Origin of the sequence: Fictibacillus nanhaiensis, from assembly GCF_036213205.1 — a bacterium.
Lineage (GTDB): Bacteria > Bacillota > Bacilli > Bacillales > Fictibacillaceae > Fictibacillus > Fictibacillus nanhaiensis_E.
Genome location: NZ_JARMFC010000006.1, coordinates 60,392 through 80,300 on the forward strand (window position 1 = coordinate 60,392; position 19,909 = coordinate 80,300).

A 19,909-nucleotide genomic window follows, 5' to 3' on the forward strand; every position below is an offset into this window, starting at 1 on the left:
CGGGATTTAGGTCCCGGCTTTCTTTTTTTAGGTGTTTTATAATGACGATAGAAATCACTTAAGCTCCTCTTTCACTTCAAACTGCTGACTTACTTTGTCACATTCTTCATGATATTTTTCATGTGTACGTTTAATGACATGATCGAATACATCATCGACCTCATTGCTCAGAATCTTAATACCTTCACCTGTAATACCACCCTTTACGCATACCTTTTGAATGAGTGTAGGTAGCGTATAAATATCCTTCTCAAGTAGTTTCCCCATTCCGATGATCATATCACTTGCAAGTTGGGTTGCCTGAGCTTTAGTGATATCGGTTTGATCGACTGCTGAATTAATAAAGCATTGCAGGACATAACCGATAAACGCAGGTCCACAGCTCGCGATATCAGATGAGATTCGAGTAATATTTTCATCGATTACAAGTGGTGTAGAAATATTGTTCATTAAAGATAGCAGCTTCTCTTTGTAATCAGGGTGACACCTCTTTCCGAATGATACAAGTGATGATCCAGCTAGTGCACGGTTATTAATGCTCGGAATAGCTCTTGCAATATTGCAATCTAGCAGATCTTCCAACTGTTCACAGGAAATAGGACTCGTAATAGAAACGAGCAACTGATGTTTAGAGATGGAGCTTTTATTGCTAGATAGCAACGAATAAAACTCGTGTGGCTTCACACATATGAACACAATTTCAGCAAAACGGAAAACTTCTTCAGGAGTAGTTCCAACCTTCATTTTTGGATAGACATTCTGCAGCCTCTCAGCTTTAGACAGAGTGCGGTTAGTGACCATGAGCCTTGATGGCGATATGGCTGAAGATTCGATAAAAGAAGAAGCAAGAACGCTTCCCATATTTCCGGTTCCGATAATTCCAACCTTCATATCTGAACCTCCTTCCTCTACGTTCAAATTTATGCACACAGTGTATCAAATATGTTTGTTTGCAAGTTCAAGCCTATTTAAGAAGGTGAAATGATGGAAAAGCTAAAGCGACATATGAACTGGATAATTGGAGGTGGAATACTGCTCACACTTGCAATAATTGTATCTCTATTCAATTATTTTCAAAGTGAACCAAATATGACTATAACTTCACAAATACCAAAACAATTGGAACCGAAAACACCAATTACCACTGATCAGCCTAAACGAAAGAATGAAGATAAGAAAGAAGAGACAGAAACTGAAATTATGGTTGATGTTCAAGGAAGTGTAAAGCGTCCAGGAGTTTACGAGCTGAAAGAAGGAGACCGTGTGTTGGATGCTATACAGATGGCTGGGGGCTTTAAAGATGGAGCAGAAGTTCGTTCGGTTAATCGAGCGTTAAAAATATCCGATGAGATGATCGTGTATGTCGCTGAGAAAGGTGAAAAGTATGAGTTGCAACGAGCATTAAATAAACCGATGGAGGAAAACATCACACTCGTTAACATCAATTCAGCGGATGAAACGGTGCTCCAAACCCTAAACGGAGTGGGTCCTGCAAAAGCGCAAAGTATCATCTCCTATCGCGAAGAGAACGGACCTTTTACCTCCTTAGAGCAGTTATTAGAAGTAAGAGGAATCGGGGAAAAGACGATTGAACAATGGAAGAATCAAATTAGTTTTGATTAAGGGTTTTTATTGACCCATTAAAAAACGAATACTACACTTAGGTTATAGAAATTGAGGAGGCGGTTAGCGTTGCAGCGAATATCGTGGAACGAATATTATATGGCACAGAGCCAATTGCTTGCACTGAGAAGTACATGCACCAGATTAGCTGTAGGTGCAACAATAGTAAGAGATAAACGGATTATCGCTGGAGGTTATAATGGCTCGATCTCAGGTGGTGTTCATTGTATTGATGAAGGCTGCTATGTTATAGATGGTCATTGTGTAAGGACCATTCATGCAGAGATGAACGCACTCTTGCAATGCGCAAAATTCGGTGTGCCGACAGAAGGTGCCGAAATGTACGTGACCCACTTCCCTTGTTTGCATTGCTGTAGATCAATCATACAAAGCGGTATTAAAAAAATCTATTATGGTCAGGATTATAAAAATCATCCTTATAGCATTGAACAGTTTAAAGAAGCGGGAGTAATCGTTGAGAAAGTTGAAATGAACTTCTTACCTTCAACATTCCTTGCTCATAAAGCATGATTCCTAGACATGCAGTCTTGAGTGCATGTCTAGGATTTTATGGGATTTGGCTTTCTCGGAATCCTTCGGTAACCGGGTTAGTTTTTGCGGCTTTCCTGGTTATTGTTATCGTTATACAAATCAGAAAAAAATCAGTATACATCCTCGTTTTTCTCCCATTCTTCTTTATTTATTCTCATTATGATAACAATAAAAGTTTCTCAAAGCTTTCCGCGGAACAAATGATGTTTTCAGGCAAAATAAATTCAATCCCCAAAATAGACGGAAACCTGCTACGTTTTGAACTTGTAACGTATAATGAAACGATTGTTGTCTATCATAAAATCAAATCAGCAGCCGAAAAGGACCAGCTCAAAAATCTACGCATAAATCTGACGTGCACGATAAAGGGGAAGCTTCAGGAACCCAGGAGAAATACCCATTTTTATGGAATGGATTATCGTGAATATTTAAGGAACGATAATATTTACTGGATCTTAAAAACGGCACAGTTTGGTTTGAATCAATGTAATGAGGTAAGAGAACCAAGTGTATATGAACAAATAAATACTTGGAGAAGCAAAAGTATTAAAGAATTAGAAAGTCATTTTTCTAAAAACACAGCAGGATTGATGAACGCCCTCCTTTTTGGTTATAGAGATGGAATAGAAGCAGAAACACTTCAGTATTATCAAGGACTAGGGCTGACGCATCTATTAGCAGTCTCAGGGTTTAATGTTGGAATTGTAACTTACTTCTTGTACTTAATTCTTGTTCGACTAGGTGTGATAAAAGAAATAGCTTACATACTGATCATTCTTTTCTTGCCGATCTACATCGTTCTAACAGGAGCGGAGAGTTCCATCGTACGAGCTGGTATAATGGGCATGATTGTTATATTGATCATGATGTTTAGAAGAAAAGTGCACCCAGTGACCCTCCTGTCTTTTGTATGTATAGGGATGCTGAGTTGCGATCCTTCATTTGCTTCAGACCTTGGATTTCAACTTTCTTTTCTAATGACCTTCGTGTTAATTACTTCTAAATATGTTCTCGAAAACTCTTCACCTATTAGGTTGCTAATCATGACTACCTTCATCTGTTCTTTATTTTCCGTTCCGATTATTCTTTATCATTTTTTTGAGTTTTCCTTATTGTCCATTCCGTTTAATGTCATATACATTCCTTTTGTTTCAATGGTTTTGTTCCCGATTTCTTTTTTTATTCTGATCCTTTCACTATCTAACCCAGAATCAATTCTTTTCGTTAAAGAGTTTATTGAATACTTGTTTAATTTTTCAGTCTTGGTCATGGAAAAGGCGCAATCTCTCAAGATGTCTGTGATTTTAGGCAGACCGGCTCACTGGATATTTGCGCTGTACTTTGTGGCGATATTTTACTTTCTTTATAGATGGGAAGTTACTAAGCGTATTCAATTATTGATGACTCTTCCGTTTCTCATGGTCTGTTGTATTCATTGGGGGCTTCCTTATGTGAACCCAAAAGCAACGATATCTTTTATTAATGTAGGACAAGGCGATAGTATTCTCATTGAGCTACCATATAGAAAAGCAGTATATTTGATTGATACTGGTGGCTCAGTCTCTTTCGATCAAGAGGATTGGGAAAAAAGAGAGGAAGAATATGATGTTACGAAACAAGTTGTATATCCTTTCTTGAAGGCTAAAGGTATTCAACGCTTAGATGGTTTAATCATTACTCATGGAGATTTGGATCATGCTGGGGGAGGCGAGTTTCTGCTCGAAAATTTTAAAGTGAACCATGTATTTTTACCTCATAAGCAAATAGGTAATAACATGGAGGCGCTCATCCAAACTGCTGCAGCCAGAAACAAGATAAAAGTGGTGAAGCTAGCTAAAGGTATGCAGTGGGAATCAGCTCACTCTCTATTTTTAGTTTTACATCCTGGATCCAAAGAAAGCACTTCAAATAATAGCTCTATCGTTCTCTGGATTAAGGTGTACGATCGTACATTTTTATTAACAGGAGATATAGAAGTAGAAGCTGAAAAAGCGATAATAAAAAGTTTTCCAAGAATCAAATCTGATGTCCTCAAGGTCGGTCATCATGGAAGTATGACATCTTCAACTGAGTCATTTCTAGACAGTGTTTCTCCTCGATATGGAATTATTTCCGCAGGCGAAAATAACATATATGGCCATCCTGCTCTAGAAGTTTTGAAGAGATTTAAGGAAAGAGGGATTATCATTTATCGGACAGACCAACACGGTGATATTTCATTTGTGGTAGATAAAGAGAGATTAAAGGTTAAAACGGCACAATAAAAAAGGACCGAAAAAATTCGGTCTTTTTTTATGTATTATGCGATTGCTTTTAGAATGACTCCGATGGCGAAGATTACCGTAAAGAATCCAAATGATACAACAAAGCCCATGCCGGAATCAATAAGGTCGTTACGCTTACTTTGTACATCTTTTTCGAAATGGTTCATGTGACAACCCTCCTAATCCATCCTTAGTATACGTTATCATTTTTAAAAAATCCATACTGAAAATGCTTTCTTTTATGTGTTTTATCTAAAACTTACCAAAGATGAGAGTCGTTGTCACCAATATTTAAAAAATGCATAGGATATCCTATTAAAGCTAGCCTCAAACGATTATTTCGTTTTGGTGTTAGTGTTTATCATAAATGAAGGAACAGACGTATGTGCTGTTCCTTCTTTTGCTTGCAAATGCACATAGTTCCTCATAGGATAAGAGGTAGAGGTGAAAAAGGTGCTTACAGTAGAAACGTTAAAGAAGAAGATAAAGAACAAAGAATCATACCCGATCTACCTGATTTGGGGCACGGAAACTTATTTAGCAGAAGAGGCGGTACAAACTATTACAAGCCTTTTGGCTCCTGACGAAAGAGACTTTAACTTAAGTGTACATAATCTAGATGAAATCTCAGTTCAAGAGATAATTGAAGACGCAGAAACAATGCCCTTTTTGGGAGAACGCCGCGTCGTAGTAATAAAAAATGCAACTTTCTTAACAGCTGCAAAAGATAAATCAAAGAGCGAACATGACTTCAAAGTGTTTGAACAATATATACAAAATCCAGCAGACTATACAACGTTAGTCATTGTGGTTCCCCACGAAAAATTAGATGAGCGCAAGAAGATTGTAAAATTGGTTAAAGCACAATCTGAGATGATTCAGGTTTCAGAGCTTAGTAACGATACCGCTGAAAAATGGCTCCAAAAAGAAGCTGTGAATCTAGAAGTCTCTATCGATGGAGAAGCGATTCAACTGCTTCTTTCAAGACTAGGAACGCATATGGCAGTATTAGCAAAAGAAATAGAAAAGATGGCTCTATTTGTCGGTGTGAATGGAGTTATCACAAAGGAAACAGTGGATTCATTAGTAGCTAGAACTCTTGAAGATGATGTGTTTGCATTAGTTGATCATGTAGTGCATAAAAGAACAGAACAAGCTCTTAGAAGCTTTTATGATCTAATGAAACAAAATCAAGAGCCAATTCAAATTCATGCATTGATTACGAGGCAATTTAGAATGATTAACGGCATTAAAGAACTTCAAAAGAAAGGATATGGGGAAAAGCAAATTGCTTCATCACTTAAATTACATCCTTACGCAGTAAAGTTGGCTGCAAAACATGCAAAACGATTCAATGAAGTTTTTCTTCGGAATTGTCTGAATGAATTCGCCGAAACAGATTATAAATTAAAAACTGGCCAGATGGACAAAACACTCTTGCTGGAGTTAGAGATCGTAAAACTCTCACAAGGCTCATAAGTTTGTGACAAACCTCTTTTCATATGATGAAAAGGGGTTTTTTTATGTTCCTAGTATAGTTTAGTGATGGAGGGTATAGGCATGACGATTATTTGTCGAGTTATGACTTGCCGATTTATGTTCAAAACTCGCCGTAATAACTCTAGAATTTCTATAATTATTGTCCAAATATCTAAAATTAGTAAGTTGAATACCCTGCATGGTATAAGTGAATCCTTCATTAGTCCCATAAATGAACCTGTTTTGTTCAATGTACAAACATTCTAAAAGCCAGCTCACATTTAACAGATGAGCTGGCTTTTATAATGAATTGTGCAAAATAAAAAAACGACCTATTGGTGTAAGGCCGTTTTTCGGATTTCATCCTTCAATTTATGCGTTAACACCGTTTAAAGCCTTAGCAAGACGAGACTTTTGGCGAGAAGCTGCATTTTTGTGGATAAGTCCTTTGTTTGCTGCTTTGTCAATCTTCTTAGAAGCAGTAACAAAAGCTGCTTGAGCACCTTCTGCATTGTTTGAAGCTGCAAGTGCTTCAAAGTTTTTGATAGCAGTACGCATGCCAGACTTTAGTGAAGCGTTGTGTGCACGACGCTTTTCGTTAGTTTTTACACGTTTAATCGCTGATTTAATATTAGCCAATCCATTCACCTCCCTAAATGAACCATGAGCAACAAAATTACTTTCCGTTGCAAAAAATAGGACACAAAGTATTCTATCAAAATCGCCCTCTAAATGCAATACAAGAATGAAAAGGAAGAGTTGCGGCAAAAATAAGATAAAGGAAGGTGGTAGATTATGGGTAAAGATTTAGACCTGTCAGCCTATTCTGTGCGAACGGATCTGGCTATAGAAGCGCACGATATGCTTTTAAAAGAAGATGAAGTTGTTAATAAAAGTACGCTCGAGGGTGTCATTATACATGAAAAAGATAGAGATGGTATCAAGATCGTTAGAGTAGAGATTGACGAAAAGGGAGCAGAGACTACCGGGAAGAAGGCAGGTGTGTATGTCACTTTTGAAGTTCAAGGAATTCGTGAAAAAGATTCAAAGCTTCAGGAGCGTGTACAAGAAGTATTTGCGCATGATTTTTATCGGTTCTTAAAAGAACAAGGCATCAAACAGGATGACACTTGTCTCGTTGTGGGATTAGGAAATTGGAATGTAACACCAGATTCTCTAGGACCTTTGGTTGTTGAAAATTTGACGATCACAAAGCACTTGTTCGAGTTAGCACCGGAAAACGTTGAAGAGGGTTTTCGTCCAGTCTGTGCGATTTCGCCTGGAGTAATGGGTATTACAGGTATAGAAACAAGTGATATCATCGATGGGATCGTTAAAAAGGCAAATCCAGACTTTGTCATAGCAATAGATGCTCTAGCTTCACGTTCGATTGAGAGGGTGAACGCCACGATTCAAGTTTCTAATACAGGGATCCATCCAGGATCCGGTGTCGGAAACAAACGTAAAGAGCTTAGCCTTGAAACGTTAGGTATTCCGGTGATCTCTATTGGAATTCCTACGGTTGTTGATGCGGCAACAATCACAAGTGATACGATCGATTTTATCCTGAAACACTTTGGGCGCGAGATGAATGAGAAAGATAAACCCTCCAAATCTCTTTTGCCGGCGGGTATGACGTTTGGGGAAAAGAAAGTACTAACTGACGATGATTTGCCAGAGGAAGATCATCGTAAATCGTTCTTAGGAATTGTTGGTGTATTAGAAGAAGATGAGAAACTTCGGTTGATTCGTGAAGTGCTTGCGCCGATCGGACACAACTTGATGGTCACACCGAAAGAAGTCGATGTGTTTATTGAAGACATGGCCAATGTATTGGCAAATGGTTTGAATACAGCGCTTCATGGTGGCATTGATCAAGGAAATACTTCTTCTTATACACATTAAGTTTTAGTCATGTTTGGACAAGCTTGTGCATAAATTTAAATCGTATATCCCCATGTGGAGGAATGATCATGACAAAATTTATGTTAAAGTGTTTCGGGCTAGTAACTATTCTTTTATTTGGGGTTTTATTTGGTATTCAAAAAGCACACTTTGAAATGGATGAGTTAAAAGGCTCTCCACAAGAAGCTTTAGAATCAAGTTCAAATCCTTCGAATAAACAAGAAGAAACGAAACCGAAATCAGCCTCAGTAACAAGTCATGATATAAAAGCAAAGCAAGAAACGCTAACTAAAATAGATTCCTTTAATGTTTTTTCAGCACTTGGACAAAGACTTACATCGTGGATTTCTTCAGCTTTCGGTGTTATGATCTCTATATTTGGTGTTATCATTAGTGAGATGCTAGCTATTTTTTCACCCTAGAACCATAAGGGATTCTTTCCTTTATTGGTTCTTTTTATTTAGGTGCCATTCAACATTCACCATAGAAATTTTGATGAAAATTAAAAAGAACAGAATAAAAACATTACTAAAGAGTTACTATGAACATAAAACGCGTCTTCATCCTATTTTTTTAGGTTGTGATTGAAACAGATACTCTGTATTGCTATAATCAAAGCTAGTGACTTTTCCTAAAATTGTAGGAGTGAACGTATAATGAATAGAGAAGAAAAATTAAAAAGACAAGCTAAGATCAGGAATTTCTCCATAATTGCACATATTGACCATGGGAAATCCACTTTAGCGGACAGAATTTTGGAAGAAACGAGTGCACTAACACAGCGTGAGATGAAAGAGCAGCTGTTAGACTCGATGGATCTTGAACGTGAACGTGGAATAACGATTAAATTGAATGCCGTTCAGCTTCAATATAAAGCTAAAGATGGCGAGATTTATACGTTCCACTTAATTGATACCCCAGGACATGTAGATTTTACATACGAAGTGTCTAGAAGTTTAGCAGCCTGCGAAGGAGCATTGCTTATCGTAGATGCTGCTCAAGGGATTGAAGCACAGACGCTCGCGAACGTTTATCTCGCACTTGAGAACGATCTAGAGATATTACCGGTTATCAACAAGATTGATCTGCCAAGTGCAGAGCCTGAACGTGTGCGTCAGGAGATTGAGGATGTTATCGGACTGGATGCTTCAGAGGCAGTACTTGCTTCAGCTAAAGCGGGTATCGGTATTCAAGATATTCTTGAACAGATCGTAGCAAAAGTACCGGCGCCACCTGGTGATCCGGAAGGGCCGTTAAAAGCACTTATCTTTGACTCTCTTTATGATCCATATAGAGGTGTTGTTACGTATATTCGAGTAGCTGAAGGTACAGTGAAAGTCGGCGATAAGATTAAGATGATGGCGACAGGTAAAGAGTTTGAAGTACTTGAGCTTGGGGTGTTTACACCAAAAGCGGTTCAAAAAGACTTTTTAACGGTTGGTGATGTAGGATTCTTAACCGCTTCGATCAAAAATGTTGGAGATACACAAGTCGGGGATACGATAACGAGTGCAGTAAAAGGCGCCTCTGAACCTCTGCCTGGTTATAGAAAGATGAACCCGATGGTTTACTGCGGATTATATCCAGTAGACACAGCGAAATATAACGATCTTCGTGAAGCGTTAGAACGATTAGTGTTAAATGATTCTGCTCTTCAATATGAGCCAGAAACATCTCAAGCACTTGGTTTTGGTTTCCGTTGCGGATTCTTAGGACTGCTTCACATGGAGATCATCCAAGAGCGTATCGAGCGTGAGTTCAACATCGACTTGATCGCGACAGCTCCGAGTGTTATCTACAATGTTACGATGACGGATGGTGAGAAGATCATTGTTGATAACCCGGCGAATATGCCAGAAGCACAGAAGATTTCTGTAGTTGAAGAACCTTATGTTAAAGCATCCATCATGACGCCGAACGATTATGTTGGTACGATTATGGAGATCTGTCAAAAGAAACGCGGTATCTTCATGACGATGGATTATTTAGAAAACAACCGTGTAAATGTTTTATATGAGATTCCTCTTTCAGAGATCGTGTATGATTTCTTTGATCAGTTGAAATCGAGTACGAAGGGATATGCATCTCTTGACTATGAATTGATTGGTTATAAGCCATCTAAGCTGGTTAAAATGGAAATATTACTGAACAACGAGAAGATCGATGCCCTTTCTGTAATCGTTCATAAAGATTTTGCGTATGAGCGTGGAAAGGTAGTCGTTGAAAAGCTGAAAGAGCTTATTCCGCGTCAGCAGTTCGAAGTGCCTATCCAAGCGGCAATCGGACAGAAGATTGTAGCTCGTTCAAACATTAAAGCATTACGTAAGAACGTTTTGGCTAAATGTTACGGTGGAGATATCTCTCGTAAGCGTAAGCTTTTAGATAAGCAAAAAGAAGGTAAGAAGCGTATGAAGACCATCGGTCGAGTAGACGTTCCGCAAGAAGCGTTCATGGCCGTTCTTCGTATGGATGATACAAATAATAACAACAAATAAAAAGCAACTTAAGACCGCGAAGGCAATTCTAGCGGTCTTTCCTAATTTATGAGACAAAAAGGCGGTGAACATCTTGCTAAAAGCGGCGTATCTGCATATTCCATTCTGTGTTCAAATCTGTCATTATTGCGATTTTAACAAGATATTTATTCATCAGCAGCCAGTGGATGAATATCTACAATCTATGAAAAAAGAGATGATTCATACAACGACGAGGTTCAAGGATTATGAGATGGAAACCATCTTCGTAGGTGGTGGAACACCAACCTCTTTGAGCGAACAGCAGCTGCAGACGTTCTTGAGTGATGTGAATGAAGTGCTAGGTAACAGATCCCTAAAAGAATTTACAGTTGAAGCGAATCCAGAGCAGACAACAAAAGAAAAAATTGCAGTGTTAAAAGAGAATGGAGTTAACAGGCTAAGCGTTGGCGTTCAAGCTTTTCAATCTTCTTTATTAAAAAAATTAGGCAGAACACATAACAAAGAAGATGTCTATTCTACAGTTACAGAGGCAAGAAAAGCAGGTATTGATAACATGTCGATCGATCTCATGTTTGGGCTGCCAGGTCAAACGATGGATATGTTTAAGGAGTCGGTAGATGAAGCGTTAGCATTAGATGTTCCTCACATTTCTTCTTATTCGCTGCAGATCGAAAAGAAAACCGTTTTTTATAACTTGGCTCAAAAAGGAAAGTTGACTCTTCCAGAACAAGAGCTTGAAGCTGCCATGTATGAATATTTAATTGAGGCACTTGATAAAAAAGGTTTTAAACAATATGAGATCAGCAATTTTGCAATTCCAGGGTTTGAGAGCAAGCATAATCTCCAATACTGGAACAATAACGAATATTTTGGTATAGGGGCTGGAGCTCACAGTTATGTTGAAGGAACAAGAAGAAGAAATGCGGGTCCACTAAAACAATATATGAACTTGGTCGCGGAACATGGTTTTCCGTATATCGAAGAACATCAGGTTCCACTATCTGAAAAGATGGAAGAAGAAATGTTCATGGGCCTTCGGAAACAGGAAGGTGTTTCTGATACGACGTTTATGAGTCGATATGGCAGATCCATGTTTGATATTTATAAAGAACCTATTCAAAGACTCATTCAAAAAGGCTGGCTAGAACAGCGAGAAGACACTCTCGTTTTAACCAAGGATGGAAGACCATTAGGCAACGAAGTCTTCCAAGAATTTATTGGTGTAGTTTTAGATTGACAACGGAGAGTACCTTTTGGTAACTTATATTATAGATTTAGCACTCGCTCTTTAAGAGTGCTAACAAGTGGGGTGATGGTATGTTAACGGAACGACAACTCTTTATTCTTCGTGTTTTAATAGATGACTATATTAAGCATGTTGAGCCTGTGGGTTCCCGTACGATCTCTAAACGAGAGGACATTACCTACAGTCCCGCAACGATTCGAAACGAACTTGCGGACTTGGAGGATCTTGGCTTTCTAGAGAAAACCCATACATCATCTGGTAGAATACCATCTGAAAAAGGATATCGATTTTACGTGGACCACCTGCTTCCTTCTCTTTCTATGAAAGAGAGTGAGATAGGTCATTCAGAATTTTTATTTACAGAAAAGGTCCAGGAGGCAGAGGCATTATTTGATCAATCAGCTAAGATTCTATCAGATCTGACAAACTATACATCTGTAGTGTTAGGACCTAACGCATTAGACATGAAGTTAAAGCACATGCAGATCATTCCGATCTCTTCCCAAGTCGCAGTGGCAATCTTTGTGACGAACACGGGACATGTTGAGAACAGACAGATTGTACTGCCTGATACGATCGAACCTTCAGAACTAGAAAAGCTCGTCAATATTCTAAACGAAAGGCTTGCAGGTGTTCGATTGATAGAATTGAACACACGGATACAAAAAGAACTTTCGGCGGTGTTTAAAAAGCACCTTAAAGATTATCAAAACATGGGCGTATTTTTAGATCAGCTTCTTTTATGGAGCAAGAAGGAAAAGCTTTTTTATGGTGGGAAAACAAACATGCTTTCTCAGCCTGAATTTCGAGACTTAGATAAAGTTAGACCGCTTCTAGATTTCTTAGAAACGCGTGACTTAATGGAAAAGCTCGTGTCATCTACAGAAAAAGGACTTACCATTAGAATTGGTACGGAAAACGAGCATGAAGCGATGAAGAACTGCAGTGTGATCAATGCCTCTTACACGATGCATGGTAAACATATAGGTACGATTTCGTTAATCGGTCCAACAAGAATGGAGTATCAAAAAGTCATCTCTTTACTAGATTCATTATCAAAGGAAATGACGAACATATTAAACGATTTTTCAAATTAGTGGATTACTTTAGGGAGGTGAAAGCATGAACAAAGAGGACATCACTCAAGATCAAACACAAACTGATGTGAATGAAGAAGGAACAGAAACAGAAGAAGTTGTTGTTGAAGAAGTGGAATCTATTACGGAAGAAACTCTAACTGAAGAGCAACAACGTATTTCAGAGCTAGAAGCAAAGCTTGAGGAAGCCAGCCAAAAAAATCTTCGCCTTCAAGCGGATTATGATAATTTCCGCCGTAGAACAAGAGAAGAACAGGCAGCAAGCCTTAAATATAAATCTCAAAGTCTTCTTGAACAGTTATTACCTGCACTCGATAACTTTGAGCGTGCTTTGAAGACTGAAGCTACAAACGATCAGACCAAAACTCTTATTCAAGGGATGGAAATGGTTTATCGTCAACTAGCGGATGCGCTTAAACAAGAGGGTCTGACAGAAATCCCGTCAGTCGGTGAAACGTTTGACCCCAACCTGCATCAAGCAGTGATGCAAGTGGAGGATTCTGAAACAGAGTCTAATACAGTAATTGAGGAACTGCAAAAAGGTTATATGTTAAAAGATCGAGTTATTCGACCTGCGATGGTAAAAGTAAACGCGTAGATAAAACTACATATGAATGATGGAGGGAAAAAACATGAGTAAAATCATCGGTATTGACTTAGGTACAACAAACTCTTGTGTAGCTGTTATGGAAGGTGGAGAAGCGGTAGTTATTCCGAACCCGGAAGGAAACCGTACAACACCATCAGTTGTAGCTTTCAAAGATGGAGATCGTTCAGTTGGAGAAGTAGCAAAGCGACAAGCAGTAACGAACCCGAACACAATCATGTCAATCAAACGTTACATGGGTACAGATCATAAAGAAACAGTTGAAGGCAAAGATTATACGCCACAGGAGATTTCTGCAATCATCCTGCAAAAGTTAAAGTCCCATGCTGAAGACTATCTTGGAGAAAAAGTTGAAAAAGCGGTAATCACAGTTCCAGCTTATTTCAACGATGCTCAGCGTCAAGCTACTAAAGATGCTGGACAGATAGCTGGACTTCAAGTTGAACGTATTGTAAACGAGCCAACAGCAGCTGCATTAGCATATGGACTTGAAAAAGATGAAGACCAAACAATCCTAGTATTTGACCTTGGTGGTGGTACGTTTGACGTTTCTATCCTTGAACTAGGAGATGGATTCTTTGAAGTAAAAGCGACATCTGGTGATAACAAGCTTGGTGGAGATGACTTTGACCAAGTGATCATCGACTATCTAGTAAGCGAATTTAAGAAAGAGAACGGTATCGATCTTTCTCAAGATAAAATGGCTCTACAACGCCTAAAAGATGCTGCAGAGAAAGCGAAAAAAGACCTTTCTGGTGTAACATCTACACAAATTTCATTACCGTTCATCACTGCTGATGCTTCTGGACCTAAGCACTTAGAGTTAAACTTATCACGTGCGAAATTTGAAGATCTTTCTTCAGACTTAGTTGAACGTACGATGGGACCTACTCGTCAAGCGCTTAATGATGCAGGAATGTCACCATCTGACCTTGATAAAGTTATTCTTGTTGGTGGATCTACTCGTATCCCAGCTGTACAAGAAGCAATCAAGAAATTCACAGGTAAAGATCCTCATAAAGGTGTAAATCCTGACGAGGTTGTTGCACTTGGTGCTGCAATTCAAGGTGGAGTACTTGCTGGAGATGTGAAAGATGTTGTTCTTCTTGACGTAACACCACTTTCGTTAGGTATTGAAACGATGGGCGGCGTGTTTACAAGATTGATCGATCGTAACACAACGATTCCAACTTCAAAATCTCAAACGTTCTCAACAGCTGCTGATAACCAAACATCTGTTGATATCCATGTTCTTCAAGGAGAGCGTGAGATGGCAGCGCACAATAAGACGCTTGGAAGATTCCAGTTATCTGAGATTCCACCAGCACCACGCGGAGTGCCTCAAATCGAAGTAAGCTTCGACATCGATGCGAACGGTATTGTAAACGTACGTGCTAAAGATCTAGGTACGAACAAAGAACAATCCATTACGATTAAATCTTCTACAGGTCTTTCTGATGAAGAGATCGATCGCATGGTAAAAGATGCTGAAGAAAATGCAGAGTCGGATAAGAAGAAACGTGAAGAGATCGACACTAGAAATGAAGCAGATCAACTTGTTTTCACAGTTGATAAAACGTTGAAAGATCTTGAAGGTAAGGTAGACGAAGCTGAAGTGAAGAAAGCTGAAGAAGCAAAAGAGAGCTTGAAAAAGGCTCTTGAAGGTGACGATATCGAAGCAATTAAAAAAGAAAAAGAGGCATTGAGCGAAATCGTTCAACAACTTTCTGTAAAACTTTATGAGCAAGCAGCACAACAAGCTCAAGCTCAGGGCGATGCAGAAGGACAATCAACGAAGAACGATGACAACATCGTTGACGCTGATTACGAAGAAGTAAACGACGATAAAAAGTAACCTTTAGCAGATAAAAGTCAAAGTCAGGTCATCTTGACTTTGACTTTTTTTCTGAGTTGAAGATGAGTTCATTGGACTTAAGAACGTAACAAAACCTTTGCAGTTTTCGTCTTGAGTCAGGTGGTATTCAATGGTAAGATAACTTTTATGTGAGAATTCGGGAGTGTCCTATATGAGTAAACGAGATTATTACGAAGTACTTGGATTAGATAAAAATGCCTCAAACGATGAGGTGAAAAAAGCATACCGTAAACTTGCCAGAAAGTATCACCCAGATGTAAATAAAGAGGCAGATGCGGAAAATAAATTTAAAGAAGTAAAAGATGCATACGAAACACTGAGCGATCCTCAAAAGAAAGCTCATTATGACCAATTCGGCCATACTGATCCAAATCAAGGATTCGGTGGCGGCGGAGCTGGTTTTGACGGTTTTGGCGATATTTTTGATATGTTCTTTGGTGGAGGCGGCGGCCGAAGAAATCCAAACGGTCCTCGTCAAGGAAACGATCTTCAGTATGGACTAAGACTATCTTTTGAAGATGCTGTATTCGGTAAAGATACAGAAATACAGATTCCTACAGAAGAATCATGTGAAACATGTCATGGGTCGGGTGCTAAGCCTGGAACAAAGCCTGAAACGTGTTCACATTGTAATGGAAGCGGCCAGCTGAACGTTGAACAGAACACACCGTTTGGTCGTATTGTTAATCGCCGAGTATGTAACCACTGTAGTGGAAAAGGAAAGATCATAAAAGACAAGTGTAAGACGTGTCATGGTAATGGGAAAGTGCGCAAGAACAAGAAGATTTCTGTTAAAGTTCCAGCTGGTGTAGATAACGGTCAGCAGATTCGTATGTCCGGCCACGGAGAACCTGGGGTTAACGGTGGACCTGCGGGAGATCTTTATGTGGTGTTCCAAGTAGCAGATCATGAGTTCTTCGAGCGTGATGGAGATGATATCCTTTGTGAGATGCCGTTAACGTTCTCTCAGGCTGCATTAGGTGATGAGATTGAAGTCCCAACACTCTATGGAAAAGTTAAGCTTAAAGTTCCAGCAGGCACACAAACAGGAACTCATTTCCGCTTAAGAGGTAAAGGTGTAAAAAACGTTCACGGAAGAGGTCAAGGTGACCAGCACATTCAAATAAAAGTCATCACACCGAAAAACTTAACAGAAAAACAAAAACAGCTTCTTCGCGACTTCTCAGAAATCAGCGGAAGCATGCCAGATGAACAACAAGATGGATTTTTCGACAAAGTAAAACGAGCATTTAAAGGCGAGTAAAATCAACCTGCAATACCTAAGTTATACATGCATAAATAAACTTTCTAAACCTCTTTCTAAAAGTTTTTTGTTTTGTATCTATTTACATCTTTGGCAGGTTGATTGAAACGTAAGGTGCGAGACTCCTGCGGGACAGGTGGGCAGGTGAGACACTTAAGAGTGAATCGTACGAATGTGGCTCACCGCCTGCCCCGCGGAAAGCGAGCGGCCTGGAGTGGAAATCAACCACCCTCTTGCAACAGGAATATCTTAAATTTTCTATAAGCCAAACTAACAAACGGAGTTGATATGATGAAATGGTCAGAGATTAGCATCCACACTACTCAGGAAGCTGTTGAACCAGTATCGAATATTTTACATGAGGCGGGAGCTAGCGGAGTTGTGATTGAGGATGTAGATGACCTCTCTAAAGAGCGTCAATCCGTATTTGGCGAAATCTATCAGCTAAACCCATCTGATTATCCTTCTGAAGGTGTAATCTTAAAAGCTTACTTACCTGTAAACAGCTTTTTAGGTGAAACGGTTGAAGAAATTAAACAGTCGATAACAAATCTAGTGAGATACGATATTGATATCGGAGCAAACACGATTTCTATTTCAGAAGTGAATGAGGAAGAATGGGCGACTGCTTGGAAAAAATATTATAAACCGGTTAAAATCTCAAAGAGAATCACGATCACTCCTACATGGGAAGATTACAAACCTGTACATTCTGATGAACTTATTATTGAACTAGATCCAGGTATGGCGTTTGGTACAGGAACACACCCAACAACTGTTATGAGTTTACAGGCTATCGAAAAATATATCGCAGAAGGTGATTCTGTTATTGATGTTGGAACAGGATCAGGTGTATTAAGTATCGCTTCTGCTATGCTAGGTGCAAAACAAGTGGAAGCATACGACCTTGATGAAGTAGCCGTAAACTCCGCACGCTTAAATGTGAAGCTGAATAAGGTTCACACAAAAGTAAACGTAGACCAAAATGATCTTTTAAAAGGTATTGAGGGTCCTGTCGATCTTGTTGTAGGAAACCTTTTGGCTGAAATTATTCTATTGTTCGTCGAGGATACAGCTAAAATATTGAAGCCAGGGGGGTACTTTATTACTTCAGGAATCATACAAGGAAAAAAACGTGATGTTAAAGAGAAGTTAGAACAACAAGGCTTTACAATTGTAGAAGTCTTAGAAATGGAAGATTGGGTTGCGATCGTTGCTCAAAATAAGGAATAGGATAGGAAGTGCATTTCATGCAAAGGTACTTTGTTTCATCAGAAAACTGGAAAGATGACTTCGTTACGATTACAGGGGACGATGCTAAGCACATCTTAAAGGTGATGAGAATGCAAGTAGGAGACAATTTCATCTGCTGTGATAACAAAAGTCGTACATCTTTGTGTGAAATCATAGAGGTCGATGGTAACGAAGTAGAGACGAAGATCTTGAATGATATTGAGAAGAAGGCTGAGCTTCCTGTCTCTGTTACCATTGCTCAAGGACTGCCAAAAGGAGATAAGTTAGAATACATCGTCCAAAAAGGTACCGAACTTGGTGCAACATCCTTCTTTCCATTTTCTGCAGACCGATCTGTTGTAAAGTGGGATGACAAAAAAGCGGTTAAGAAAAAGGAAAGACTTGAGAAAATTGCAAAAGAAGCAGCAGAACAGTCACACAGAAATCGGGTTCCAGACATATTGAATCCTGGTTCTTTTTCTGATTTGCTAAAAATGGCAGAACAGTATAAGATAAAAATCGTTGCATTTGAAGAAGAAGCAAAACAAAACGAAGTCTCTAAGTTTGCTTCTGCTTTAAGTTCAGCTGATATAGGAGACTCAATCCTATGTGTGATCGGTCCAGAAGGTGGCATCAGTGATAAAGAAGCAACCTTGTTAAATGATCATGGATTTTTGTTGTGCGGGCTGGGTCCAAGGATATTAAGGACGGAAACAGCACCGTTGTACCTGTTATCAGCTATATCTTATCATTTTGAACTAAAGGGGTGATCAATATGCCATCCGTTGCATTTCATACATTAGGTTGTAAAGTAAATCATTATGAGACTGAAGCGATCTGGCAGCTTTTCCAAGCTGAAGGATATGAACGTACAGATTTTGATAGTACTGCAGACGTCTATGTAATTAATACATGTACCGTTACGAATACGGGAGATAAAAAGAGCAGACAAGTTATACGAAGAGCTATCCGGAAAAATCCGGACGCTGTTATTTGTGTTACAGGTTGTTACGCTCAAACGTCGCCTGCAGAGATTATGGCGATTCCGGGAGTCGATGTTGTTGTCGGCACGCAAGACCGTTCTAAAATGCTTAACTATATTCAACAATATAAAGAAGAACGTATGCCTATTAACGGTGTTTCAAACATCATGAAGGCACGTGTATATGAGGAACTAGATGTTCCTGCATTTACAGATCGAACAAGAGCATCGCTTAAGATTCAAGAAGGCTGCAATAATTTCTGTACGTTCTGTATCATACCTTGGGCAAGAGGTCTACTTCGTTCTCGTAACCCTGAAGATGTACTTTCTCAAGCACAGCAGCTTGTAGATTCTGGTTATAAAGAGATCGTACTTACAGGTATTCATACAGCTGGATACGGAGAAGATATGAAGGATTATTCATTTGCGAAGTTGTTGGATGATCTTGATAAAAACATCTCTGGATTAAAACGAATTCGTATCTCATCCATTGAGGCTAGTCAGATCTCTGATGAAGTGATTGAAGTTATGGGCAGATCAGACAAAGTAGTTCCTCATCTGCATATACCACTTCAATCAGGGTCTAATACGGTACTACAAAGAATGAGAAGAAAGTATTCAATGGAAATGTTCGGTGAAAGATTAGACCGTTTAAAAGAGGCACTCCCAGGACTTGCGATTACATCAGATGTAATTGTAGGTTTTCCAGGTGAGACAGAGGAAGAATTCATGGAGACGTACCAATTCATTGAGAAACATAAATTTATGGAACTTCATGTATTCCCTTATTCTAAGCGTACTGGTACACCAGCTGCAAAGATGGAGGATCAAGTACCTGAGGATATTAAGAACGAACGCGTACACAAGCTGATCGCTCTCTCAGATCAATTAGCTAAAGAATATGCATCCAACTACGAAGATACAGTTGTGGAAGTGATTCCTGAAGAGGCTTTTAAAGAAGACCCTACCAACAAACTATATGTAGGATATACGCCGAATTATCTTAAAGTTCTATTTGAAGGAAATGAAGAGATGATAGGGAAATTGATTAAAGTGAAAATCACTGAAGCTGGGTATCCTTATAATAAAGGTGTATTTGTAAAACAAGAAAAGGAAGAAATCCTAAAGCAAGCTGTATCAAGCTAACATCCTGGAGTTCATCCCAGGGTGTTTTTTTTATCATACTTAAGGTTTCGGCGTGGTTAATGCACCTTACTGTAAATATTTTTAAGATGCTCGATTTATGTCGAAAAATTTGTTATGATACTAATGGTGTTTAATTTTTTTATTAAGAAAGGGTTTGT

At 39.0% G+C, this 19,909-nt stretch carries 18 protein-coding genes; 15 read left to right on the top strand and 3 right to left on the bottom strand.

Annotated features, from left to right (window positions below):
• Positions 1–54: 54 nt before the first annotated feature.
• Entirely contained in the window at positions 55–891 is an 837-nt protein-coding gene (gene comER, locus P4V41_RS06895; RefSeq protein ID WP_328084115.1) for a late competence protein ComER, read from the bottom strand.
• 93 nt (positions 892–984) lie between these two features.
• On the opposite strand from comER, the gene P4V41_RS06900 reads away from it, so the two are divergent.
• The 3 genes from P4V41_RS06900 (at position 985) to P4V41_RS06910 (ending at position 4,439) form a co-directional block, all read left to right on the top strand.
• The gene (locus P4V41_RS06900; RefSeq protein ID WP_328084116.1) at positions 985–1,623 is read left to right on the top strand and encodes a helix-hairpin-helix domain-containing protein; all 639 of its coding nucleotides are present in this window, start codon (positions 985–987) and stop codon (positions 1,621–1,623) included.
• 69 nt (positions 1,624–1,692) lie between these two features.
• Complete coding sequence (locus tag P4V41_RS06905; protein WP_328084117.1) at positions 1,693–2,154, top strand: ComE operon protein 2; 462 nt, start codon at positions 1,693–1,695, stop codon at positions 2,152–2,154.
• Positions 2,151–4,439, top strand: a complete 2,289-nt coding sequence (locus P4V41_RS06910) for a DNA internalization-related competence protein ComEC/Rec2 (RefSeq protein ID WP_328084118.1) — start codon at positions 2,151–2,153, stop codon at positions 4,437–4,439. Before P4V41_RS06905 ends, P4V41_RS06910 begins: the two co-directional genes overlap by 4 nt.
• 35 nt (positions 4,440–4,474) lie before the next feature.
• Here the strand turns inward: P4V41_RS06910 and P4V41_RS06915 are convergent, their stop codons facing one another.
• The gene (locus tag P4V41_RS06915; protein WP_082820577.1) at positions 4,475–4,606 is read right to left on the bottom strand and encodes a YqzM family protein; all 132 of its coding nucleotides are present in this window, start codon (positions 4,604–4,606) and stop codon (positions 4,475–4,477) included.
• Between the two features lie 286 nt (positions 4,607–4,892).
• On the opposite strand from P4V41_RS06915, the gene holA reads away from it, so the two are divergent.
• Positions 4,893–5,918, top strand: a complete 1,026-nt coding sequence (gene holA / locus P4V41_RS06920; protein ID WP_328084119.1) for a DNA polymerase III subunit delta — start codon at positions 4,893–4,895, stop codon at positions 5,916–5,918.
• A gap of 372 nt (positions 5,919–6,290) precedes the next feature.
• On the opposite strand, the gene rpsT is transcribed toward holA, so the two are convergent.
• Positions 6,291–6,557 (bottom strand): 30S ribosomal protein S20, encoded by a 267-nt coding sequence (gene rpsT / locus P4V41_RS06925; protein ID WP_066291124.1) that lies wholly within the window; start codon positions 6,555–6,557, stop codon positions 6,291–6,293.
• Between the two features lie 156 nt (positions 6,558–6,713).
• On the opposite strand from rpsT, the gene gpr reads away from it, so the two are divergent.
• From gpr to mtaB, 11 genes are all read left to right on the top strand, one after another.
• Positions 6,714–7,823: a GPR endopeptidase gene (gene gpr, locus P4V41_RS06930; RefSeq protein ID WP_328084120.1), complete on the top strand. Its 1,110-nt coding sequence runs from the start codon at positions 6,714–6,716 to the stop codon at positions 7,821–7,823.
• Positions 7,824–7,891: 68 nt separating this feature from the next.
• Positions 7,892–8,245, top strand: a complete 354-nt coding sequence (locus P4V41_RS06935; protein ID WP_328084121.1) for a DUF3679 domain-containing protein — start codon at positions 7,892–7,894, stop codon at positions 8,243–8,245.
• 234 nt (positions 8,246–8,479) lie between these two features.
• The gene (lepA, locus tag P4V41_RS06940; protein WP_066396318.1) at positions 8,480–10,318 is read left to right on the top strand and encodes a translation elongation factor 4; all 1,839 of its coding nucleotides are present in this window, start codon (positions 8,480–8,482) and stop codon (positions 10,316–10,318) included.
• Between the two features lie 73 nt (positions 10,319–10,391).
• A complete protein-coding gene (hemW, locus tag P4V41_RS06945) occupies positions 10,392–11,537 on the top strand; it encodes a radical SAM family heme chaperone HemW (RefSeq protein ID WP_328084122.1) in 1,146 nt (381 codons plus the stop codon).
• 80 nt (positions 11,538–11,617) lie between these two features.
• Complete coding sequence (gene hrcA, locus P4V41_RS06950; protein WP_197133243.1) at positions 11,618–12,643, top strand: heat-inducible transcriptional repressor HrcA; 1,026 nt, start codon at positions 11,618–11,620, stop codon at positions 12,641–12,643.
• 25 nt (positions 12,644–12,668) lie between these two features.
• Entirely contained in the window at positions 12,669–13,241 is a 573-nt protein-coding gene (gene grpE, locus P4V41_RS06955) for a nucleotide exchange factor GrpE (protein ID WP_328084123.1), read from the top strand.
• Positions 13,242–13,275: 34 nt separating this feature from the next.
• On the top strand, positions 13,276–15,105 hold the full coding sequence (gene dnaK, locus P4V41_RS06960; RefSeq protein ID WP_328084124.1) for a molecular chaperone DnaK: 1,830 nt from the start codon (positions 13,276–13,278) through the stop codon (positions 15,103–15,105).
• 172 nt (positions 15,106–15,277) lie between these two features.
• Positions 15,278–16,390, top strand: coding sequence for a molecular chaperone DnaJ (gene dnaJ, locus P4V41_RS06965; RefSeq protein ID WP_328084125.1), 1,113 nt, complete (start codon positions 15,278–15,280; stop codon positions 16,388–16,390).
• Positions 16,391–16,681: 291 nt separating this feature from the next.
• A complete protein-coding gene (gene prmA, locus P4V41_RS06970) occupies positions 16,682–17,623 on the top strand; it encodes a 50S ribosomal protein L11 methyltransferase (protein WP_328084737.1) in 942 nt (313 codons plus the stop codon).
• Between the two features lie 17 nt (positions 17,624–17,640).
• Complete coding sequence (locus P4V41_RS06975; RefSeq protein ID WP_328084126.1) at positions 17,641–18,393, top strand: 16S rRNA (uracil(1498)-N(3))-methyltransferase; 753 nt, start codon at positions 17,641–17,643, stop codon at positions 18,391–18,393.
• 5 nt (positions 18,394–18,398) lie between these two features.
• A complete protein-coding gene (mtaB, locus tag P4V41_RS06980; protein ID WP_328084127.1) occupies positions 18,399–19,751 on the top strand; it encodes a tRNA (N(6)-L-threonylcarbamoyladenosine(37)-C(2))-methylthiotransferase MtaB in 1,353 nt (450 codons plus the stop codon).
• Positions 19,752–19,909: the final 158 nt, after the last annotated feature.

Coding starts and splice junctions, on each gene's coding strand:
- P4V41_RS06910 (WP_328084118.1), top strand. CDS start 2,151: ATGATTCCTAGACATGCAGTCTTGAGTGCATGTCTAGGATTTTATGGG.
- P4V41_RS06915 (WP_082820577.1), bottom strand. CDS start 4,606: ATGAACCATTTCGAAAAAGATGTACAAAGTAAGCGTAACGACCTTATT.
- comER (WP_328084115.1), bottom strand. CDS start 891: ATGAAGGTTGGAATTATCGGAACCGGAAATATGGGAAGCGTTCTTGCT.
- gpr (WP_328084120.1), top strand. CDS start 6,714: ATGGGTAAAGATTTAGACCTGTCAGCCTATTCTGTGCGAACGGATCTG.
- dnaK (WP_328084124.1), top strand. CDS start 13,276: ATGAGTAAAATCATCGGTATTGACTTAGGTACAACAAACTCTTGTGTA.
- P4V41_RS06975 (WP_328084126.1), top strand. CDS start 17,641: ATGCAAAGGTACTTTGTTTCATCAGAAAACTGGAAAGATGACTTCGTT.
- dnaJ (WP_328084125.1), top strand. CDS start 15,278: ATGAGTAAACGAGATTATTACGAAGTACTTGGATTAGATAAAAATGCC.
- lepA (WP_066396318.1), top strand. CDS start 8,480: ATGAATAGAGAAGAAAAATTAAAAAGACAAGCTAAGATCAGGAATTTC.
- grpE (WP_328084123.1), top strand. CDS start 12,669: ATGAACAAAGAGGACATCACTCAAGATCAAACACAAACTGATGTGAAT.
- mtaB (WP_328084127.1), top strand. CDS start 18,399: ATGCCATCCGTTGCATTTCATACATTAGGTTGTAAAGTAAATCATTAT.
- hrcA (WP_197133243.1), top strand. CDS start 11,618: ATGTTAACGGAACGACAACTCTTTATTCTTCGTGTTTTAATAGATGAC.
- P4V41_RS06900 (WP_328084116.1), top strand. CDS start 985: ATGGAAAAGCTAAAGCGACATATGAACTGGATAATTGGAGGTGGAATA.
- P4V41_RS06935 (WP_328084121.1), top strand. CDS start 7,892: ATGACAAAATTTATGTTAAAGTGTTTCGGGCTAGTAACTATTCTTTTA.
- prmA (WP_328084737.1), top strand. CDS start 16,682: ATGAAATGGTCAGAGATTAGCATCCACACTACTCAGGAAGCTGTTGAA.